Genomic DNA, 21231 nt, shown 5'->3' on the forward strand with positions numbered 1-21231 from the left:
CTCAGAAGCCCAGGGCGCGGGCGGCATGTTCGGGTGTGGACTGGGCCCACCGGGCCGAGTACTCCTCGTTCGCGCACAGGGAGCGCGCCTCGGCCTTGTCGAGGTACAGGGTTCCGCCGAGATGGTCGGTCTCGTGCTGGACAATCCGGGCCTGCCAGCCGCGGAACTCCGCGGCCCTGGCCGCTCCGTCCGGGGCGGACCAGCGTGCCTCCACCCGGTCGGGCCTGCGCACCACGGCGGTGTAGCCGCGCACCGAGAGGCAGCCCTCGAAGAACTCTGCTCGCCCGTCTCCGACTGGGATGTAGGCCGGGTTGACCATCGCGACGAACGGCAGCGGCTCCCGGCTGCGGGTGTGCGCGATCTCCTCGTCTGCGGCCCATGTGTCTTCGAGTACCGCGAGCCGCAGCGGCAGGCCGATCTGGGGCGCTGCGAGGCCGACGCCCGGTGCCTCGTGCATCGTGCGGCGCATGATGGTCAGGAGCGCATCCAGCAGTTCGGCGTCGAGCTGGCCATCGAACGCCACGGCACGGGTCCGCAGGACGGGGTGTCCGGCCTGGACGATCGCGGGCAACTGCTCCCCGGCAACGATCTCGGCGGCGGCTTCGGCGATGCGCGCGGCAGACCAGTCGCTCGCGGGTGCCGCCGCGGATACGGACGATGAGGATGCGGAACTCATAGGCCAAGCCTAGGGTGCCCCGCGCGGTCTGCGTGGTGTTCCCGGTCTCGCCGTCTGACCGGTCGGGCCTCAGCCGGCAGACCAGCCGCACGCCGAGGCGACGAACGCGTAGATCGCCGCGCGCAGTGCCGTCGCGGCCGCCACCTTGACGACGCCGGAGGCGCCGCCCATCGCAACGGTGAGCGGAACTAAGGTGCCCACCTTGTCCTCGGCGACTGCGTGCGGATCGCAGCGGGCGGGACGCACCGCGAGACGGACCGTCTTCCCCGGCGCGAGCACGACGCCGCGTGGCCACGGCTGGGCCGGATCCTCGTCCAGCAGCGTGGTCCCGCCGACCGACGAGAGCGTGAGCGCGCTGACGGAGTGGGGAGGGGTCGCGACCGGGATCGGCTCGACGCGGAGCGTCAGGACGGCCGTTCCATTCGTCGGCCCCGGTGTGAGCTCATCGTCGAGGCGCAGGGCCGCGACGGAGGCCACCGCTGCGGCGAAACACCCTTCCGTATGGATCCGGGCCAGCACGCCGTGCGGATCGGTGGCCGCCACACGGGCCCCCGTGCCGTCGGCGAGGCGCACGACGACGGAGGGTGCGCCGTCGGGCGACGGGTCCGCGATCCCAGCCGATGCTGTTCCGCCGGGCCCCGAGCACCGCGGCGCTGCGGCAACGGCAGGAAGGCTCGTCGTCTGGCCCGTGGTGAAGTCCGTGGAACCGGTCCAGACGGTTCCGCCGGCGAAGCGCGGATCGTCGAGTTCGGCACGCACCACGGTGAAGGGCGCGCCGCCCGTGTCCGTGAGCTGGAGGACGATGGTCCCGCTCGCGTAGCCGTCCCGGAACTGGTCCACCGCGGCGGCGAGGGGGAGAGAAGCCGAGGACGGGGATGTGGACGCTGGCGGGTTCGACGCCTGCTTCGGGGCCGCAGTGACAGAGCATCCTCCGAGGCAGAGGGCGCCAGCCAGTGCAAGCACGCCGAGCGTGCGTGCAGGGGTCGTGGCAGGGGACATGCCCTTAGGGTACGGCCACCGCGATGCCGAGGAACTCCTGCGCGGCAGGCTCGAGGGGGCTCCCCGCGCGCCACACCGCACGCAGCACGCGTCCGAGCCGAAGGCCCGGAGTCGGCACCTCGACGAGGCGGCCGGCGCGGATGGCCATCTGGACTGCGAGGCGGCTCACGACGCCGGGGCCGAGCCCGGCGGCGACGCTGGCCGCGAGGGCCGCATTGCTGCCCACCTCGAACCGGTCGCCGGCGCCGAAAGGCGCGAGGGCGAGGTCGGCGGTCTGCCGCGTGCCGGAACCCGGCTCCCGCACCACGAGCCCGGCCCTGGCGACCGCCTGTGGCGAGACCCCGCCGTCGTGCGCCCAGGCGTGGTCGGGGCGCACGACGACGACGAGCTCGTCACGCCCCACCTCGAGGTACCGGAAGCCCGTCTGGACGGTGGGGCCCTCGACGAAGCCCAGGTCCGCGGCGCCCGTGCGCAGGCGGTCGAAGACCTCGTCGGAGTTGCCGACGTCGAGGGTCGTGGTGACGCCGGCAAGGCGCTGCTGCGCGGTGGCGAGCCACCCGGGCATGAGGTGCTCAGCGACCGTGAGGGAGGCGCAGAGGTGGAGCGCCCCGCGCCCTCCCTCGAGGGCCTGCACCGAGCGGGCCACGCTCTCCGCGGCCTCGGCCACCTCGGCCGCGAGTCCCGCTACAACCCGACCGCGGTCCGTGAGCATGGTGCCCCTCGGCGTGCGCCGTGCGAGGGGGAATCCTGCGGATCGCTCCATCTGGTCGAGCAGCCGCGACGCGTTCGGCTGGGCCATACCCGTGGTCCGGGCCGCCCCGCCAATGCTCCCCTCGGCCGCGAGGGCAGCAAGGAAGCGGTAATGCCGAAGGTCCCAGTCACGTACGGTCATATCGTCAGCATATGGGGTACATGCCCGATTGCCGTCTACTGGCCCCGCGTGTGCGCCGAGACCATGGAACCATGGCATCCGTACGTCCCGTGACCCCTCCCGAAACGCGCGGGACGTCCCGCGCCGGCCGAGTCCTGCCGGGCCTCGCAGTCGCCGTAGTGGGGGCCGGCGCCGCCGTTGCCGCAGGCACAGCCGTCCCTGGGCTGAGCCCGCTGCTCGTCGCGATCGTCCTCGGCATCGCAGCGCGCAATCTGGGGCTCCTGCCGGCGAGCCTCGGCGCAGGCCTCGCCGTCGCGGGACGGGTCCCGCTCCGACTCGGCATCGTGGTGCTCGGCCTGCAGCTCTCGCTGCGGGACCTCGCGGATCTCGGGTGGGGAATCCCGGCGCTCGCTGTCCTTGTGGTGGTAACGGGCATCGCCGTGACGCTGCTGCTCGGACGGCTCCTGCAGGTGCCGCGCCGCCAGGCGCTGCTCGTGGCCTGCGGCTTCTCGATCTGCGGGGCGGCGGCCGTTGCCGGCGTCGAATCGGTCGTCGAGGCCGATGAGGAGGAGACGGTCACCGCCGTCGCCCTTGTGGTCCTCTTCGGAACGCTCATGATCCCCACCGTCCCCCTCCTCGCAGGGCTCCTCGGGCTCGACGTCCGCACCGGGGCGGTGTGGGCCGGCGCGAGCGTGCACGAGGTTGCCCAGGTCGTCGCCACAGGTGGGCTCCTCGGCGGAGGAGCGCTGGCCATCGCGGTGACCGTCAAGCTCGCGCGGGTGCTCATGCTCGCGCCCGTCGCCGCCGCCCTGTCGTGGCAGATGCGGAAGAAAGGCACGGAAAGCGGCGAGCGGCCACCCCTCGTGCCGATCTTCGTGCTCGGGTTCATCGCGCTCGTGGTTGTCCGCACCCTTGTTCCTGTGCCCCCCGCGGTGCTCGGAGCGACCTCGGGCCTGCAGACCTTCCTGCTCACGACGGCGATGCTCGGGCTGGGAGCGGGCGTGCGGATCCGTTCAATCGTTGCCCGGGGCGGACGGACGTTCGCGCTCGCCGCCGGCTCAACCCTCGCGGTGGCTGCGGTGGGTCTCGCCGGAGCGCTCGTGGTGGCCTGATCGCTCGGAACCAAGTCTGGAAACCGGCTGAGGGTGACCGCATCCTCAGCTGGATCACAGCTGGGCGCACTCAAGGTCATAGATGCCGTTCCTACCGTGGGAGGCATGATCAAGGTCAGCCGTCGCCACTTCATCCAGGGTGCTGGACTCGCCGTCGTCGGCGCCGTCGCCGGGGCAGGAGTTGCACGTTCGAGCATCTTCCCGCTGCCGCCGAGCGCGGCCGCTGCTTCGACCCCCACGCCGTCGGCGTCCGCGTCCGCGTCGGCAGGCACTACCGGGATTGCAGATCGGACGTTCACGAGCACCAAGCTCACCGCGCCGCACGTGAGTGTCTGGACCGACGCCTCCACCGCAGCAGGCCTCCTGTTCACGGGGCCCATGGGGCACGGGACCAACGGCCTCATCATGGATAACACGGGCGCCCCTGTGTGGATGGAGCCGACGGGCGCGGGAGTCACCGACCTCCGCGTGCAGACCTATCGGGGACAGCCCGTCCTGACCTACTGGAGCGGCAAGGGGATCGGCGGCCATGGAGAAGGCATTGGCGTCATTAAGGACACCGCGTACAGGACCGTCGCCCAGCTCTCCGCGGGCGCCGGCCTCAAGGCCGACCTCCACGAGTTCACCCTCACTCAGGCCGGCACCGCACTCATGACCTCGTATCCCACGGTCAAGGCGGACCTGTCCTCGGTGGGCGGCCCCGCCTCGGGCTACATGTACGACTGCCACGTCCAAGAGGTAGACATCCCCACGGGTGCGCTCCTGTTCGACTGGACCGCGTCGGCCCACATCCCCCTCTCGGAATCGTTCGTCAAGCCCTCGGACGACGCCGCCGCGAACGGCACGACCTCAGACAAGGCGTTCGATCCCTTCCACATCAACTCCGTGGACCGCCGACCCGACGGTTACCTCGTCTCGGCGCGCCACACCCACACCGCCTATCTCGTCGGGCAGGGCGGGGACATCGTGTGGCGGCTTGGGGGGTCCAGGAGCGACTTCACGATTCCAGCGGACGCGGCATTCGCCTGGCAGCATGACGTGCGCCAGCGGTCCGGCGGGGTCGTCAGCATGTTCGACAACCACTACAAGGACGGCACCACGGGAACCTCCCGCGGGCTCCTCCTTAACGTCGACGAGGCCGCCCGGACGGTCACCCTCAAGCTGGCCCTCGAGCGGGGCGGCCACCGCGGGAACGCCATGGGCAATGTCCAGTTCCTCGACAACGGCCACTACGTGGTCGGATGGGGATCCGATCCGGCCGCGACCGAGTTCGCCGCGGACGGGACCGCGGTCTCCGAAGCCACCGGGATCGGCGGCGGCTGCTACCGCGCCTACCGGCATGCCTGGAGCGCAACGCCGACGACTCCGCCGGACGTCGCCGTCGTGCAGGGCAACGGTTCGACCATGCAGGCCTTTGCGAGCTGGAACGGCGCCACCGAAGTGGCGAGCTGGAGATTCCTCGCGGGCAACGACGCCGAGGCGCTCGCCGAGGCGGCCGTCGTCAAGAAGCGCGGTTTCGAGACCACCGCGGCCGTCGCAGCGGCCGGCCACGTGGCCGTCCAGGCGCTCGACGCGAAAGGCAACGTCCTCGCGACGTCCGCCGTCATCGCAGCGTAGGCTGGTGCCCCCGGACCGACGTGCCCAAGGCCTGCCGCGGGGCAAGGTCCGGTGAAGGACTGGAGGATGCCATGACCGACCCTCGCCGCGACCACGGCCTCGGCGTCGCGTGCGTGCTGGGAGCCTCGGTGCTCTGGGGAACCACCGGAACCGCGTCCGCGCTCGCGCCCGCGGTGACTCCGCTCGCGATCGGTGCCGCGTCCATGGGCTTCGGCGGCCTCCTGCTGGCAGCCACGGCGGGCCGGCAGATCGTGCGGCAGCGCGGTTCGCTCGTGCGTTCTTGGCCGCTCGTCGCTCTCGGGGGCGTCGCGGTGCTCGTGTACGCGCTTGCCTTCTACACGTCCATGCGGCTCGCCGGAGTCGCCGTGGGCACCGCCGTGTCCATCGCCGGCGCGCCCATCGCAGCCGCTCTGCTCGAGCGCATGGTCGACGGGCGGCGGCTTTCGGCGCGCTGGGTCGGCGGCGCCCTCCTGGGCATCGCGGGCGCAGCCGTGCTCTGTCTAGCGCGCGGCGCGGTGCCGGGAGGAGCGGAGTCCGGAGCGGCCGCCCCTGAGCAGACTGTTGCCGGCGTGGCACTCGGGGCCGTGGCCGCCGCCTCCTACGCGCTCTACTCCTTCACGAGCCACCGGATCATGCGCGCCGGGGTGACGTCCCGCGCGGCGGTGGGGGCGACGTTCGGCGTCGCCGCCGTAGGACTCCTCGTGGTGCTCGCCCTGACCGGAGGCGCCTTCCTCACGTCATGGACCCATATCGGTGTGGGTGCCTACCTCGCCCTCGTCCCCATGTTCCTCGGCTATGTCCTGTTCGGCTGGGGCCTCAGCCGCGTGTCTGCGAGCACTGCGACAACGGTGTCGCTCGCCGAACCGGTCGTTGCCGCCGTGCTCGCCGTCCTCGTGGTGGGGGAGAGGCTTCCACCCGCGGGATGGGCCGGGATGGCGCTCATCGTCGCGTGCCTCGCCGTCCTGACGGTGCCGATGCCCTCCTGGATGAGGCCGCGAGGTCGTGCGCCCCGGGACGCGGCCACCACCGGGACCGCCGACGCCGCCGTTGCCGTTGTCGCCCCCGAAGGCTAGCGATGGACCCGGCCGAGGCGCTCCGCGAGATCGCGTTCTGGCTCGAGCGCGAGCAAGCGGAGGGGTACCGTGTGCGAGCCTTCCGCACCGCCGCCGGGATCGTGGCGGGGATGGCGCCCGACGACGTCGCGGCACGCGCCCGCGACGGCCGTCTCAAGCGGGTCAAGGGAATCGGCGACCGCACCTTCGCTGTGGTGCGCGAGACGGTCGACGGCGTGGTGCCCGAGTACCTGCGCGAGCTGCGGGCCCGTGCCGAAGCGCCGCTCGCCGACGGAGGCGGGGAGCTCCATGCGCTCTTGAAGGGTGACCTGCACGCGCACAGCGACTGGTCCGACGGCGGCGCACCGCTGGACGAGATGGCCCAGGCCGCGCGATGGCTGGGTCGCGACTACCAGGCCCTGACCGACCATTCGCCGAGCCTCACGATCGCGCACGGGCTCGACGCCGAGCGGCTCGCACTCCAGCTCGACGCCGTAGCCGAGGCGAACGAGGCGCTCGGTGACGGCTTCAGGCTGCTGACGGGCATCGAGGTCGACATCCTCGAAGACGGGAGCCTGGACCAGACGCGCGAGATGCTCGGGCGGCTCGACGTCGTGGTTGCCAGCGTCCACTCGAAGCTGCGGGCGGAGTCGGGACCGATGACGCGGCGCATGCTCTCCGCCGTCGACGACCCGCACACGGACGTGCTCGGTCACTGCACCGGTCGCCTCGTGCAGGGTTCACGGGGCACGCGGCCCGAATCACAGTTCGACGCAGCACAGGTCTTCGCGGCCTGCGCTGAGGCGGGAGTCGCGGTGGAGATCAACTCCCGGCCTGAGCGGCAAGACCCGCCCGACCGGCTCATCCAGATCGCGCTCGACGCCGGCTGTCTCTTCAGCATCGACAGCGACGCCCACGCGCCGGGCCAGCTCGACTTCCTCCGCTACGGCGCCGCACGGGCCGAGGCGAATGGCGTGCCTGCCGAGCGGATCGTCACGACGTGGCCGCTGGAGCGGCTGCTCGACTGGACGAGGCGTCACCGCTAGGTTCTAGACCGGTCCAGTCGGCGCCCGCTTCGGGCCCCGTGCCGTTTCACCCTGCCGAGCTGTGGACTCCGTCACAAAAGAGGCAATATCCGTACCGGTCTAGGTACGATAGTCGGGCAGGCTCAAGGAGGAGACTGCCAGGGTGACGATCCTGACATCAGAGAAAGCATGTGACTCATGACCGTTGACTCCCACTCCGTGTCCCTCAAGATCTGGGATCCCGCCACCGTGGACCACGCTCTCGAAGAGGCCATCTCCCACGTGTCGGCCAAGGCCGGCGCCCACCGCGACCACGTCAAGGTGACCCGCAGCGGCCCCGACGTCTTCACGGTCCACGTCGGCGACCTCGCCTGACCGGACGCACCAACAGCTTTCCAGGGCGCCGCTCCAGCTTTGCTGGGGCGGCGCCCTCTGTCTTTGCGCTCGTTCCTGTGAGGGGCGGGTCCAAAGGCACTTCCCTGGGCTGGCGAGTGGGCGCAGGGTTGCCCCATGGCCGGTCCAGCGGGGGATGGCGGCGCACGACGGCGCAGGGTCCGCTCGCGCGTGCTGCTCGCCGCCGTCGTTCTCGTGGTGGTGGTCGGGGCCGTAGTGGCAACCTTCCTGCTCATGTCACCGCGGGCCACGCCGCCCGCGGGAAGCCCGAGTCCCACGCCAACCGCGTCGGCCAGCGAGACGGTTTCCTCCAGCCCGTCGGCGACACTTCCCCCACTGGCGTCCGGGGCCATGAACATCCTCGTCCTGGGCAGTGACATCCGAGGGAACGCCCGCGATGCCGTGGCCCGCCAGGAAGCCGGTGGCGGGGTCGTCGACCAGCGCTCGGACATGATCATGCTGATCCACGTCCCCGCCGACCGCTCCCGGGTCTTCGGCATCTCGATCATGCGCGACACATGGGTCACGATCGCCGGGCACGGCCAGGCGAAGGTCAATGCCGCACTGGCTCTGGGCGGCCCGAGGCTCGCAGCGGACACGGTCGCTGCAATGCTTTCGACCCGGATCGACCATTACGCGATGCTCGACTTCGACGGGTTCAAGGCCATCACCGACGCGCTCGGCGGCGTCGACGTCAACGTCCCGCTCGCGTTCACGGCCACGTTCGACACGCACCACGCCTTCGCCCAGGGCTTGAATCATCTGGATGGGCAGGCCGCGCTCGAATTCGTACGCGAGCGCTACGCCTTCGCCGACGGCGACTACCAGCGTGTGCGCGACCAGCAGGCGTTCGTCCGTTCCCTCGTGGCACAGCTGCTGACCACCGGCCGGGTGCGCGGACCGGCCGAGGCGATGGGCGCCGTCGCCCTCGCTTCGCCGTACGTGATCACGGATCCAGGCCTCGATGCCACCGGGATCGCGGCACTCGGCTACGGCCTGCGCGGGATCGATCCGGCAGCGGACGTCTTCTTCACGCTGCCGACGGCGGGCACCGGCACCTCTGCGGACGGGCAGTCGATTGTAGTGCCGGACGACGCGGGGATCGCCGAGGTCGCAGCGGCGTTGGCCCGAGACGACCTCGGCGGGTACGCGGCAGCCCACGGGCTCGGATAGTCGGCCCCGCCTAGACTGGGCGCCATGCATGCTGCCGACAGCCATGATGTGATCCGCATCCAGGGTGCTCGCGAGAACAACCTCAAGGACGTGAGCCTCGAGCTCCCGAAGAGGCGCCTGACCGTCTTCACCGGGGTCTCCGGCTCGGGCAAGAGCTCGCTCGTGTTCGCCACCATCGCGGCCGAGTCGCAGCGGATGATCAATGAGACCTACTCGACGTTCGTCCAGGGCTTCATGCCGACCATGGCCCGCCCCGACGTCGACCTGCTCGAGGGGCTCACGACGGCGATCATCGTGGACCAGGAGCGCATGGGAGCGAACGTGCGCTCGACGGTGGGCACCGTCACGGACGCGAACGCGATGCTGCGGATGCTCTTCAGCCGCCTGGGCCAGCCGCACATCGGCTCGCCCCAGGCTTTTTCGTTCAACGTGCCGTCCGTCAGCGGCGCCGGGTCGATCAGGACCGCGTCCGGCAAGACCGAGAAGCGCTCCTTCAGCATCACGGGCGGCATGTGTCCCCGGTGCGAGGGCACAGGCTCGGTCAGCGACTTCGACTTCACGGCACTGTATGACGCCACCAAGTCCCTCGCCGGGGGTGCGCTTCTGGTCCCCGGCTACAGCATGGACGGCTGGTATGGGCGGATCTTCGCCGGCTCGGGATACTTCGACATGGACAAGCCGATCGGCGAGTTCACGGAGAGGGAGCTGAACGACCTCCTGTTCAGGGAGCCGACCAAGATCAAGGTCGAGGGCATCAACCTCACCTACGAGGGCCTCATCCCGAAGATCCAGAAGTCGATGCTGTCCAAGGACAAGGAGGCGATGCAGCCCCACATCCGCGCCTTCGTGGAGCGAGCGATCACGTTCCAGTCGTGTCCCGAGTGCGGTGGGACACGGCTCGCCGCGCCCGCCCGCTCGTCGAAGATCAGGGGAGTGAGCATCGCCGACGTGTGCGCGATGCAGATCAGCGACCTCGCGGGGTGGGTCCGCGGCCTCGACGAGCCCTCCGTTGGCCCGCTCGTGGGCGGGCTCCAGCATCTACTCGATTCGTTCGTGGGCATCGGACTCGGATACCTGTCCCTCGATCGCGCGTCCGGCACGCTCTCGGGCGGCGAGGCGCAGCGGACCAAGATGATCCGGCACCTCGGCTCGTCCCTCACGGATGTCACGTACGTCTTCGACGAGCCGACGATCGGCCTCCACCCGCACGACATCCAGCGCATGAACGAGTTGCTCCTCCGGCTGCGGGACAAAGGGAACACGGTCCTCGTCGTCGAGCACAAGCCGGAGGCGATCGCGATCGCTGACCACGTCGTCGACCTCGGCCCCGGGGCCGGCACGGGAGGCGGGATGATCTGCTTTGAGGGCACGGTGGAGGCACTGCGGGGGAGCGGCACCCTCACAGGACGGCACCTCGACGACCGGGCCCGTCTCAAGGGCAGCGTGCGCAGCCCGAAGGGCTCCCTCGAGGTGCGCGGCGCGTCGGCGAACAACCTCAAGGAGGTCGACGTCGATATCCCGCTCGGCGTCCTGACGGTCGTCACGGGCGTGGCTGGCTCGGGGAAGAGCTCCCTGATCCACGGGTCGGTGGCGCCGCGGCAGGACGTCGTCGTGATCGACCAGGGCGCCATCAAGGGCTCGCGCCGCAGCAACCCGGCGACGTACTCCGGGCTCCTCGAACCGGTCCGCAAGGCGTTCGCGAAGGCGAACAGCGTCAAGCCCGCACTGTTCAGCGCGAACTCCGAGGGCGCGTGCCCGGTGTGCAACGGCGCAGGCGTGATCTACACCGAGCTTGGGTTCATGGACACGGTGTCCACCCCGTGCGAGGAGTGCGAGGGCAAGCGCTACCAGCCGGCGGTCCTCGAGTACCGGCTCAACGGGCGCGACATTGCAGAGGTCCTCGCGATGCCGGTCACCGAGGCCGCGGCCTTCTTCGCCGAGGACGAGTCGGCGATCCCCGGGGCGCACAGGATCCTTGCGAGAATGGCCGACGTCGGCCTCGGCTACCTCGCGCTCGGCCAGCCCCTCACGACTCTCTCGGGCGGAGAGCGGCAGCGCCTCAAGCTCGCGACGCAGATGGGGGAGAGGGGCGGCATCTATGTCCTCGACGAGCCCACCACTGGTCTCCATCTGGCCGATGTCGAGCAGCTTCTGGGCCTCCTCGATCGGCTCGTGGACTCGGGCAAGTCCGTCATTGTCATTGAGCATAACCAGGCCGTCATGGCGCACGCGGACTGGATCATCGACCTCGGGCCAGGGGCCGGGCACGACGGCGGTCGGGTCGTCTTCGAGGGCACGCCGGCGGGTCTCGTGGCTGGGCGGGCGACGCTGACGGGGGAGCACCTCGCGAAGTACGTCCGCGCGTGATCGGTGCGGAAGAGCCGGCGCGGCGGCCTGCCTGCGACAGGTAGTCCGGAGCCGGCTCCAGAGGGGCGTACTCCCGAAGCAGTCCCGCAGGGCGCAGGCGCCATTCGCCTTGCGGGGGTGCCGGGGCGTCCCCTTCCCGTACTGCTGGCAGAGGCGATAGACCCCAGGACCTATCGGCCCGTCACCGCGCGCTGCACGAAGGCCAGGACTGCCATCGTGAGGAAGAGGATGCCGGCCGCGATGATCCAGCCGAGACCGGCGTTCCTTGCTAGGCCGAGCATCCCTCCCGTGGCGGCGAAGAAGAGGGTGACGTAGCCGATGACCATCCACCGCGTCTTACGGAAGTCAATCTTGAGGACGTAGTCAAGCAGCGCCTCGACCAGGAGCCAGGCCAGCATGAGCGCGATCTGGACGTAGTACAGCCAAGGCCGATTCAGGGCCGGGGCCGAGGCAAGCAGATACAGGAGCGGGATCGCGAGGACGAACTCGAAGTACCCGATCCAATGACCGATGCGCGAAGCGCCCGACAGCCTCGTCACGAACACCGCGATGGCGGATGCATAGAACGTGACGGCGACCACCGCACCCCGCAGATCCGTGGCTCGTAACACGCACCCAGTTTCTGCTGGGCCAGTCTGGACGCCTAGGGGATTGAGTCCGTACAGGTCTCTGAGGCGGCATGGCGGCACAGAGACGGCCCCTCATTCCGACTTCCCGAAGGCTACCGCACCTCCTACAGCCGACTGGGCAAGCTCCAGACGCCTCGCACGGGTCGGGACACCTGCACCATCGGCAGGTGACCTGCGAAGACGCTGGAATCGCGCCGGGAAGGGAGCTCTCGCATCAGACGGAACCCCCGTTGGTTAACCGCCGATAATCGACATTATGTCAAGTAATCCGGAGAGGGGGCTCCCCTGCCTTTGCCCGGCATATCCCCGGCCAGGCGAGAGCGCCAGGAGCTCCCGGCGCCACCGCGCGAGAGGCGGCACATTTCTCCAGAGGAACCTCTCGCCTTTTTCGGGCTCTCGGTATGCCCAGATGGCCTCGGCCCTGGTCAGTTATGTCAACTAGGCGGTCCCCGGCCGGTGTGAGAACCTGTTCGATTCCGACCGCTCTGCTGCACCTCGACGCGTCCGGGCCTGTCTGTCGGCGCGCGGCGCCCGCGGGCAGTCGCTCGGCATCGCGGTCGCCAAATGGCTCGGCACCCTGGCGCCCACCGGCCAATTCGGGACCCTCTCCCCCTCGCAATTCATCCTCTGCATTGGGCTTGCTGTGCTCGGCGTTCGACCTCACCTACGTCGGGCTCCTGGCCCGAGTCCGCCGCGCAGAGACCGCCCGCGGCGCCTGGGAAGACGGTTCGATAGGCTGAGCCGCATGCCGACGTCGCCCACGCCCTATGTCTCCTTTCCCGGTACGGCCCGTGAAGCACTCGAGTTCTACCGGGACGTGTTCGGCGGCGACCTCACGCTCCATACGCGCGCGGACTTCGGATCCGCTGATGAACCGCTCGAGGCCGTCGCCCACGGCATCCTGAGTGGCCCGGTGCAACTGTTCGGCGCCGATGCCGATGGCACTGCGCCAAGCCCGCACTGCGAGGGCATCATGTTCAGTCTGCTAGGGGCGTCGGACGCGGAGACGCTCACGGGCTGGTTTGCACGGCTCTCCGAGGGCGGACGCGTCGTTGACGACCTCCGTTCGCGTCCCTGGGGTGCCTCCGACGGTCAAGTGGTCGACAAGTACGGGCTGCACTGGCTCATCGGATTCGAGCACTAGTTCCTTGTCCTGCAGCCCGGCTCGGTGCTGGTGGCGGCGACGGGCCGGCGCTCCGCCCGTCGGTCAGTCCTTCGCCTGGCCCAGCTGCGCGAGCCTCAGCGAGAGCAGGGCTCGCTCCCCCGCCCCCGGCGCGAGCCGGAGCGCCGAGCGGTACTCCTGCGCGGCGTCGTCCGCCCTGCCGAGCCGGCGCAGGAGATCCGCGCGCACCGCGTGGAAGACGTGGTAGCCGCCCAAATCAAGACCATCGACGATCGCGAGAGCGGCCAACGGGCCCTCGACCTCCGCGACGGCTACGGCCCGATTGAGCTCGACGACGGGCCCGGGCGCCACCTCGGCCAACAGCCCGTAGAGCCTGACGATGCGGCGCCAGTCGGTCTCCTCGGGGCGGCGCGCTCCACTATGCACCGCCTGGATCGCCGCCTGGAGCTGATATGGTCCCAGACGGCCGCGGACGAGGCATCGCCGTACGAGGACCTGTGCCTCGGTCATGAACTCGCGGTCCCACGCGCCGCGGTCCTGCTCGGCCAGCGGGACCAGGATCCCGCCCGCGGCGGAGCGAGCGGCGCGGCGAGACTCGGAGAACAGGATGAGGGCGAGCAGTCCCTCCGCCTCGGGCTCCTCGGGCGCGAGGAGCACCATCGTCCGCGCGAGCCGCAGCGCCTCAGCGCACAGGCCTGTGCGCTCCGCGGGGTCGCCCAGTCCCGCCGAGTAGCCCTCGTTATAGATGAGGTAGACGACGGCGAGCACTCCCGCGAGCCGCTCGGGCAGCTCGGCCGCTCCGGGAATGCGGAACGGGATCCCGGCGTCCCGGATCTTGGCCTTGGCACGGGAAATCCGCTGGCCCATGGTCGGCTCGGCGACGAGGAAGGCAGCGGCGATCTGCGCCGTCGTGAGCCCGCCCAGCACCCTCAGCGCAAGGGCCACCCGGGCTGGCATCCCGAGGGCGGGATGACAGCACGCGAACAGCAGCTTGAGGCGGTCGTCGCCGAAGACGTCGTCGTCGGACCCCGCCTCTGGCGTGCCGCCGGCGCGCAGCAGTGACGCCTCGGCCTCTTTCGGGCCGCGCGCGGCTTCGCGCCGGAATCGGTCGACGGCGCGGCGGCGCGCCGTCGTGATGATCCACGCGCCGGGCTGCTCGGGCAGGCCATCAGCGGGCCAACGCTCGGCCGCAACGGCGAACGCTTCCTGAACGGCGTCCTCGGCGAGGCCGAGATCGCCCGTGGTCCGCAGGAGAATCGACACCGCACGGCCGTATTCCTCCCGGAATACGGCCGCGACGGCGTCACGCATCACGGGCAGCCGATCATCCAGGGAGGCCAGCGAAGGCCCGGACCTCGATCGGGAGACCCGTGATTTCGGCGAATCGGCGGGCCCACACGAGCGCCGCGTCGAGATCCGGCGCGTCGATGATGTCGAATCCGCCCAGATGCTCCTTGCCTTCAAGGTAGGGTCCGTCGGTGATGAGGACCTCTCCCCCTTCGGCGCGCAGCACGGTGGACCCGCCAGCGTCCGCGAGCCCATTGCCGAAGACGAAAGCACCGGCGGCCTTGAGATCCTCGGTGAGCTCGCCGAGCTTCGCCATGACGGGCGCGAGGAATTCTGGCGGTGGCACGACGCCGTCGGGCTGGTACATGCTGATCAGGTACTGCGGCATGGTTCTCGCCTCCTGTGACTTGGGGGCCCCAGTGGCCCCTCGCCTACTGGACGAACAGAGCCCGGGTTCTTCGACAGCCCGCCCCTCGAGTCCTGGGGACGCGAGCGTAGATCGTAGCACCGTAGGGTGGAGGAATGCAGTCCTCGGAACCCGATCTCCCGCGCACGGCTGCCATTGCAGCCGTCGCCGACCTCATCGTCGTCCTCGCGTTCGCCGCCACCGGCCGAGCGACCCACAACCTTGACAGCCCTGTGCTGGGCGTCCTGGCCACGGCATGGCCGTTCGTCGTCGGCCTCGCCGCGGCATGGGCCGCCGTGCGCCTCTGGCGCCGACCGCTGAGCGTGTGGCCCGCGGGTATCTCGGCGTGGCTCGGCAGCTACCTGATCGGCATGCTCCTGCGCTGGGCGACGGGCGGTGGTATGGCGACGCCGTTCCTCCTCGTTGCGCTCGGCACCCTTGGTGTGTTCCTCGTGGGATGGCGCGCCGCGGTCCTCGGGATCCGTGCGGCCCGCCGCACGAGCGCCGACCGCTAGGCTGGTGGAAGGGAACGCCCCCTTGTCGAATGGAGGACCATGATCACGGCATTCGTCTTCATCAAGACGGACTCGAAGAGGATTCCCGAGGCGGCTGAGGAGATCTCCGCCATTCCTGGGATCAGCGAGGTCTACTCCGTCACCGGCGAGTGGGACCTCATCGCCGTCGCGCGGGTCCGCCAGCACGAGGACCTCGCCGACGTCGTCGCTGACCGTCTCTCAAAGGTGGAGGGCGTCGTCGAGACGACCACTCACATCGCGTTCCGCGCCTATTCCCGGCACGACCTCGACGCTGCGTTCTCCCTCGGCCTCACCTGAGCTCACCGACGAAGGGTGCCGGACCGCTGTGCAGCGGTCCGGCCCCCTTCGGTGTGGCGTCGAGCATCCCGTCAGCCGCGCGTGAAGGCGACCCAAGCCTCGAGTGCACGGGCGGCTGCTCCCGAGTCGATCGACTCCTCGGCGCGCTGCTTCGCGGCGGCGAGGCGGCTGAGAAGGGGGCCCTCGGCGTTGATGTCGTACGCAACGAGGCCGGCCGCAGCGTTGAGCACGACAGCGTCGCGCACCGGGCCGCGTTCGCCGGCGAGGGTGCGCCGCACGACTTCTGCGTTGTGTGCGGCGTCGCCGCCCCGGAGGTCATCGAGGGTTGCGCGCGGAATGCCGAGGTCCTCTGGGTCGAGCACTGACTCCGCGACGGCGCCGTCCCTGACCTCCCAGACGTGTGACGTCGTCGTGATGGTGAGTTCGTCCAGCCCGTCGTCGCCGCGGAAGACGAGCCCTCGGCTGCCGCGCTCGGCCAAGACGCCCGCGATGAGGGGGGCCATCCGTGCATCGGCGGCACCGACTGCGGAGGCCTGCACGTTCGCCGGGTTCGTGAGCGGGCCGAGGATATTGAAGGCTGTAGGGATCGCGAGCTGCTTGCGGGGAACCGCCGTGTAGCGGAACGACGGGTGGAAGACCTGGGCGAAGCAGAACGTGATGCCGCACTCCTCGGCGGCTTCCGCGACTCGATCGACGCCCATGTCCAGACGGACGCCGAGTGCCTCGAGGACGTCAGCGGAGCCTGATGAGGACGACGCCGCGCGGTTGCCGTGCTTGACGACCTTCGCCCCGGCCCCGGCCATCACGAGGGCTGCGGTGCTGGAGATGTTGACGGTGTTCTGCTGGTCGCCGCCAGTGCCGACGATGTCGAGCTTCTCCCCCGAGATGGTGATCGGCGTGGCACGGGCGACCATGCCCTTGACCAGACCCGCCAGCTCCTCTACCGTCTCACCCTTGGCCTTGAGGCCAACGAGGAAGCCCGCGATCTGGACGTCGGTCGCGTCTCCGGCCATGATGGTGTCCATCGCCCACGCGGTCTCGGCCTGACTCAGGTCGCGTCCCGCCACGAGCGTTCCGATGAGCGAGCGCCACGTAGGCGTCGGCACGTGCGCAGATTCACGCTCAGACGATTCCAGATCGGCAGATTCGCTGCCTGAAGCCTCGGTAGTCACTCGTTGATGCTAACGGATCCGCGTGTTTTCGAGGGTTTGTAGAAAAAGTTCCCAGAAGGGGCGGTTCGCGTTGGGCGAACCCGGGGTTTGTAGACATAATGTCCTTGTGACGACAGCGACTCATGCCCCGACAACCCCGGCACATCCCACGCTGAATCGCCCCAACATGGTCTCGGTCGGGACCGTGGTGTGGCTGTCCAGTGAGCTGATGTTCTTTGCCGGGCTCTTTGCCATGTACTTCTCCCTGCGGGCCGCCTCGAGCGACCTCTGGTCCGAGGAGACATCCAAGCTCAACTTCCCCTTCGCCCTCGTGAACACGATCGTCCTCGTGGCGAGCTCCTTCACGTGCCAGATGGGCGTCTTCGCCGCGGAGCGGCTCCAGCCCCGTCGATCGGGCGGCGTCTTCGCATTCGTCCGCTGGGGCATGACCGAGTGGTTCATGCTGACCTTCCTCATGGGGGCGTTCTTCGTGGCCGGCCAGTCCACCGAGTACTCGATGCTCGTGTCGGAGCATGTCACGCTCGACGCCAACGCCTACGGCTCCGCCTTCTACATCACCACCGGCTTCCACGGGCTCCACGTGATGGGCGGCCTGATCGCGTTCCTCTTCATCATCGGCCGTGCCTACGCGGCCAAGCGCTTCGGCCATTACGAAGCCACGGCGGCCATCGTCACCTCGTACTACTGGCACTTCGTGGACGTCGTATGGATCGGGCTCTTCCTGGTCATCTACGTGCTCAAGTAGCGCGTACCACAGCAGCAGATCTCGGACCGCGCCCCCCGCGGCGGCGGCAGGATACGGATAGGAACGGATTCGTGAAGGCACTCTCGCAGAAGCGGCGTCATCCGCTGGCAGTCATCGCACTGCTGGTCATGGGGCTGCTGCTGACTGGCGGCATGTACGCCATGATCAGCACGGCCAATAAGGCCAAGGCCGATACCAGCTTCTCCGCATCAGATGTCAGCGAGGGCCAGAAGCTCTTTGTTGCGAACTGTGCGACCTGCCACGGGATGGGGGCATCAGGCACCGCTGCCGGCCCGTCGCTCGTGGGTGTCGGCGCCGCGGCGGTGGACTTCCAGGTCGGCACCGGCCGCATGCCGATGCAGATGAACGGCCCGCAGGCGCAGAAGAAGCCGGTCCAGTTCAGCGATGACCAGACCAAGCAGCTCGCCGCGTACGTCGCATCGATCGGCCCCGGCCCGGCGCTGCCCGACGAGGCCATGCTCGACGGCAAGGGTGACGCAACCCACGGTGGCGAGCTCTTCCGTGTCAACTGCGCCATGTGCCACAACGCCGCCGCTGCCGGTGGCGCGCTGACGCGGGGCAAGTTCGCTCCGTCACTCGCTGGCGTGACGTCGAAGCACATCTACGAGGCCATGGCGACCGGCCCGCAGAACATGCCGGTGTTCTCGGACGCCAACATCTCCCCCGAGGGCAAGCGCGACATCATCACGTTCCTCACGACCATCGAGTCGCAGGGCTCTCCCGGCGGTGCCGATCTCGGCTCGCTCGGCCCGGTCTCCGAGGGGCTGTTCGTGTGGGTGGCCGGACTCGGAATCATCATCGCGTTCACGATCTGGCTGACGTCCCGCACGTCCTGACGCCACAGCGCAGCGCAGTTTGGGCCGTCCATGTGGCGGCAACGTTTTGAACATGGTCCCCGGACCGGGGGCCAGGAAGGATGAGGGGAAATATGGGCAACCATAGTGACGGTTCTCCCCAGAGTGGCGGCGCCGTAGCTACGGCTGGTCAGACAGAGAAGTTTGCGGATCCAGGACTCCCACCGCATCGTCTCCGTCTGGCCGACACCGACCCCAGGGCTGCGAAGCGTGCTGAGCGCCAGGTCACGATTCTGTTCATCGTCTCGGTGATCGGCACTGTCGTGTTCCTCGTCTCGTACTTCGCCATTGACCTGGGCAGCGATTCGACGATCTCGACCATCCGCCTGCAGAACATCCTGCTCGGTGTCGGTACAGCGTTCGCCATGCTGGGCATCGGCACCGGCATCGTTCACTGGGCGAAGGCCCTCATGCCGGACCACGAGGTGTCCGAGTCGCGCCACCCGGTGCGTTCCGAAGAGGACCGCGCCGCAGCCGTCAAGATCGTTGACGACATCATCGAGGAGACGGGGATCAAGCGCCGCCCCCTCATCCGGAACACCCTCATCGGTGCGATGGCGCTCGCCCCGCTCCCGGCGCTCGCGGTCTTCGGTGACCTCGGGCCCAATGCGGGCGATAGGCTCCGCCACACGATGTGGGCGCCGAAGGACGGAAAGAAGATCCGCCTCACCCGCGACCCTGATGGCACCCCCATCAAGGCCTCGGACGTGACGATCGGCTCTGCGTTCCACGTGATCCCCGAGGGTCTCAACGACCTCACCGAGGGCAAGCTCAACGAGAAGGCGAAGTCCGTCGTCCTCCTCATGCGCCTCAATCCGGCTGATCTCCATATCTCCGCCGGGCGTGAGACCTGGAGCTACAACGGCATCGTTGCCTACTCCAAGATCTGCACCCACGTCGGCTGCCCTGTGGCCCTCTACGAGCAGCAGACGCACCACCTGCTGTGCCCGTGCCACCAGTCGACCTTCGACCTCACGCACGAGTGCGCAGTCATCTTCGGTCCGGCAAGCCGCCCGCTGCCCCAGCTGCCGATCGAGGTCGACGCCGAAGGCTACCTCGTGGCTACCTCGGACTTCCACGAATCTGTTGGACCTAGCTACTGGGAGCGTGAGTACTCGTGAGCGGCACTACGGCCCCCACCTACCAGCCGCCGACCAAGGTCGGCCGCATCGCGGACTTCGTCGACCAGCGCACTGGCACGTCCTCGGTCCTCCGCGAATTCGGACGCAAGGTCTTCCCCGACCATTGGTCCTTCATGTTCGGCGAAGTTGCGCTGTACAGCTTCGTCATCCTGCTGATGTCGGGAACGTTCCTGACGTTCTTCTTCGACCCATCGATGGCGGAGACGCACTACGACGGGGCCTATGTGCCGCTGCGCGGCATGGAGATGTCGGTCGCCTACCAGTCCTCGCTGCATATCTCGTTCGAGGTCCGTGGCGGCCTGTTCATGCGCCAGGTCCACCACTGGGCCGCGCTCCTCTTCGTTGCAGCAATGAGCGTGCACATGCTGCGCGTGTTCTTCACCGGAGCATTCCGCAAGCCGCGCGAGATGAACTGGGTCATCGGCGGCGTCCTGCTCATCCTGGGCATGGCCGCCGGCTTCACGGGCTACTCGCTCCCGGATGACCTCCTGTCGGGCAACGGCCTGCGCATTATCGACGGCGTCATCAAGTCGATTCCGATCATCGGCACGTGGATCTCGATGTTCCTCTTCGGAGGTGAGTTCCCGGGCAACGCGATCATCGGGCGACTGTATGTGCTGCACATACTGCTCGTGCCTGCGATGATCCTGCTGTTCGTTGCGCTCCACCTCGTGTTCGTGGTGGTCCACAAGCACACGCAGTACCCTGGCCCCGGCCGCAACGACGGCAACGTCGTGGGGTACCCGCTGGGCCCGGTCTACGCAGCTAAGGCAGGCGGCTTCTTCTTCATCGTCTTCGGCATCATCGCGGCGATGGCAGCGTTCTTCACGATCAACCCGATCTGGAACTACGGGCCGTATGACCCGTCCCCCGTGTCCGCCGGCACCCAGCCCGACTGGTACATCGGTTGGGTTGACGGCGCGCTGCGCCTCATGCCGGGCGTTCTGGGTTCGCTGGACGGGTACCGTCAGCACTTCGAGTTCGTGATCTTTGGGCAGCAGACGCTCACGCTGAATGTGCTGCTCCCGGCCCTCGTCCCGGCGGGCATCGTGTTCACGGTGCTCTTCACGTACCCGTGGATCGAGCGCTGGATCACGAAGGACGAGCGCGAGCACCATGTTCTCGACCGCCCACGCAATGCGCCGACCCGCACGGCGATCGGCATGGCCGGATTCACGTTCTACTGCGTGATGTGGGCAGCGGCCGCGTCGGACCTGATCGCCACGCACTTCCACGTGGCACTGAACGATGTGACCTACTGGCTCCGGGCACTGTTCTTCGTCGGGCCGATCATCGCCTTCGTTGTCACGAAGCGCATTGCCCTCGCGCTGCAGCGCAAGGACCGCGAGATCGCACTCCATGGACGCGAGACGGGCCGGATCGTCCGCCTCCCCCACGGTGAGTTCATCGAGGTTCACGCTCCGCTCGACGAGTACAAGCGCTATCGCCTGGTCGGCTTCGAGTCGCCCACGGTGCTGGCCGCTCAGCCCAACGCCAAGGGCGTCGTCGACCGCAAGGAGCGCCGTCGCGCCAAGCTGTCGCAGTGGTTCTTCGAGGATCGTGTTGCCCCCGCGACTCCGGCAGAGCTGGAGGCGGCCCACGCACACGGCCACCACGAGGCCATCGAGGCACACGACGAGGCCAAGAGCCTCGGTCGCTGACGCTGGCTCAGCCAAACAAGAGGAGGACCCCCGCACCCTCTGGTGCGGGGGTCCTCCTCTTTCTTCCGCCGTT

General features: G+C 69.0%; 21 protein-coding genes. 14 read left to right on the forward strand and 7 right to left on the reverse strand.

The window, feature by feature from the left end:
* Window position 1 precedes the first annotated feature (1 nt).
* The 3 genes from AB5L97_RS09645 to AB5L97_RS09655 all read right to left on the reverse strand — a co-directional run bounded on the left by AB5L97_RS09645 (window position 2) and on the right by AB5L97_RS09655 (window position 2567).
* Entirely contained in the window at window positions 2-676 is a 675-nt protein-coding gene (locus tag AB5L97_RS09645; protein WP_369047317.1) for a peptide deformylase, read from the reverse strand.
* 69 nt (window positions 677-745) lie between these two features.
* Window positions 746-1675 carry a hypothetical protein gene (locus AB5L97_RS09650; RefSeq protein ID WP_369047318.1) on the reverse strand — a complete coding sequence of 310 codons (930 nt, stop codon included), beginning with the start codon at window positions 1673-1675 and terminating at the stop codon, window positions 746-748.
* Between the two features lie 4 nt (window positions 1676-1679).
* Window positions 1680-2567, reverse strand: coding sequence for a LysR family transcriptional regulator (locus AB5L97_RS09655; protein ID WP_369047319.1), 888 nt, complete (start codon window positions 2565-2567; stop codon window positions 1680-1682).
* 71 nt (window positions 2568-2638) lie between these two features.
* On the opposite strand from AB5L97_RS09655, the gene AB5L97_RS09660 reads away from it, so the two are divergent.
* The 7 genes from AB5L97_RS09660 to AB5L97_RS09690 all read left to right on the forward strand — a co-directional run bounded on the left by AB5L97_RS09660 (window position 2639) and on the right by AB5L97_RS09690 (window position 11285).
* Window positions 2639-3658 carry a YeiH family protein gene (locus tag AB5L97_RS09660; protein WP_369047320.1) on the forward strand — a complete coding sequence of 340 codons (1020 nt, stop codon included), beginning with the start codon at window positions 2639-2641 and terminating at the stop codon, window positions 3656-3658.
* Between the two features lie 105 nt (window positions 3659-3763).
* A complete protein-coding gene (locus AB5L97_RS09665) occupies window positions 3764-5275 on the forward strand; it encodes an arylsulfotransferase family protein (protein ID WP_369047321.1) in 1512 nt (503 codons plus the stop codon).
* A gap of 71 nt (window positions 5276-5346) precedes the next feature.
* A complete protein-coding gene (locus AB5L97_RS09670; RefSeq protein WP_369047322.1) occupies window positions 5347-6348 on the forward strand; it encodes a DMT family transporter in 1002 nt (333 codons plus the stop codon).
* A 2-nt stretch (window positions 6349-6350) separates the two neighbouring features.
* Window positions 6351-7373 (forward strand): PHP domain-containing protein, encoded by a 1023-nt coding sequence (locus AB5L97_RS09675; protein ID WP_369047323.1) that lies wholly within the window; start codon window positions 6351-6353, stop codon window positions 7371-7373.
* A gap of 177 nt (window positions 7374-7550) precedes the next feature.
* Complete coding sequence (locus AB5L97_RS09680; protein WP_307958278.1) at window positions 7551-7727, forward strand: hypothetical protein; 177 nt, start codon at window positions 7551-7553, stop codon at window positions 7725-7727.
* Between the two features lie 135 nt (window positions 7728-7862).
* A complete protein-coding gene (locus AB5L97_RS09685; RefSeq protein WP_369047324.1) occupies window positions 7863-8918 on the forward strand; it encodes an LCP family protein in 1056 nt (351 codons plus the stop codon).
* 24 nt (window positions 8919-8942) lie between these two features.
* A complete protein-coding gene (locus AB5L97_RS09690; protein WP_369047325.1) occupies window positions 8943-11285 on the forward strand; it encodes an ATP-binding cassette domain-containing protein in 2343 nt (780 codons plus the stop codon).
* 170 nt (window positions 11286-11455) lie between these two features.
* Here AB5L97_RS09690 and AB5L97_RS09695 read toward each other — a convergent pair whose 3' ends face one another.
* Window positions 11456-11896 carry a hypothetical protein gene (locus tag AB5L97_RS09695; RefSeq protein WP_369047326.1) on the reverse strand — a complete coding sequence of 147 codons (441 nt, stop codon included), beginning with the start codon at window positions 11894-11896 and terminating at the stop codon, window positions 11456-11458.
* Window positions 11897-12659: 763 nt separating this feature from the next.
* Between AB5L97_RS09695 and AB5L97_RS09700 the strand changes: the two genes are divergently transcribed.
* A complete protein-coding gene (locus AB5L97_RS09700) occupies window positions 12660-13058 on the forward strand; it encodes a VOC family protein (protein WP_369047327.1) in 399 nt (132 codons plus the stop codon).
* 63 nt (window positions 13059-13121) lie between these two features.
* Here the strand turns inward: AB5L97_RS09700 and AB5L97_RS09705 are convergent, their stop codons facing one another.
* Together AB5L97_RS09705 and AB5L97_RS09710 are read right to left on the reverse strand one after the other, a co-directional pair.
* Entirely contained in the window at window positions 13122-14348 is a 1227-nt protein-coding gene (locus tag AB5L97_RS09705; RefSeq protein ID WP_369047328.1) for an RNA polymerase sigma factor, read from the reverse strand.
* A gap of 13 nt (window positions 14349-14361) precedes the next feature.
* Entirely contained in the window at window positions 14362-14712 is a 351-nt protein-coding gene (locus tag AB5L97_RS09710) for a YciI family protein (RefSeq protein WP_307958284.1), read from the reverse strand.
* Window positions 14713-14846: 134 nt separating this feature from the next.
* On the opposite strand from AB5L97_RS09710, the gene AB5L97_RS09715 reads away from it, so the two are divergent.
* Together AB5L97_RS09715 and AB5L97_RS09720 are read left to right on the forward strand one after the other, a co-directional pair.
* A complete protein-coding gene (locus AB5L97_RS09715) occupies window positions 14847-15245 on the forward strand; it encodes a DUF3054 domain-containing protein (RefSeq protein WP_307958285.1) in 399 nt (132 codons plus the stop codon).
* 39 nt (window positions 15246-15284) lie between these two features.
* A complete protein-coding gene (locus AB5L97_RS09720) occupies window positions 15285-15563 on the forward strand; it encodes an Lrp/AsnC family transcriptional regulator (RefSeq protein WP_307958286.1) in 279 nt (92 codons plus the stop codon).
* 71 nt (window positions 15564-15634) lie between these two features.
* Here the strand turns inward: AB5L97_RS09720 and trpD are convergent, their stop codons facing one another.
* On the reverse strand, window positions 15635-16699 hold the full coding sequence (gene trpD / locus AB5L97_RS09725; protein ID WP_423246851.1) for an anthranilate phosphoribosyltransferase: 1065 nt from the start codon (window positions 16697-16699) through the stop codon (window positions 15635-15637).
* Window positions 16700-16841: 142 nt separating this feature from the next.
* On the opposite strand from trpD, the gene AB5L97_RS09730 reads away from it, so the two are divergent.
* The 4 genes from AB5L97_RS09730 (at window position 16842) to AB5L97_RS09745 (ending at window position 21158) form a co-directional block, all read left to right on the forward strand.
* Window positions 16842-17480: a cytochrome c oxidase subunit 3 gene (locus AB5L97_RS09730; protein WP_307958287.1), complete on the forward strand. Its 639-nt coding sequence runs from the start codon at window positions 16842-16844 to the stop codon at window positions 17478-17480.
* 71 nt (window positions 17481-17551) lie between these two features.
* Window positions 17552-18337, forward strand: a complete 786-nt coding sequence (locus tag AB5L97_RS09735) for a c-type cytochrome (protein WP_307958288.1) — start codon at window positions 17552-17554, stop codon at window positions 18335-18337.
* Window positions 18338-18429: 92 nt separating this feature from the next.
* Window positions 18430-19476, forward strand: a complete 1047-nt coding sequence (locus tag AB5L97_RS09740; protein WP_307958289.1) for a ubiquinol-cytochrome c reductase iron-sulfur subunit — start codon at window positions 18430-18432, stop codon at window positions 19474-19476.
* On the forward strand, window positions 19473-21158 hold the full coding sequence (locus tag AB5L97_RS09745; protein ID WP_369047329.1) for a cytochrome b: 1686 nt from the start codon (window positions 19473-19475) through the stop codon (window positions 21156-21158). Before AB5L97_RS09740 ends, AB5L97_RS09745 begins: the two co-directional genes overlap by 4 nt.
* The last annotated feature ends 73 nt before the right edge of the window (window positions 21159-21231 follow it).

It is taken from the genome of Sinomonas sp. P10A9 (assembly GCF_041022165.1).
Lineage (GTDB): Bacteria > Actinomycetota > Actinomycetes > Actinomycetales > Micrococcaceae > Sinomonas > Sinomonas puerhi.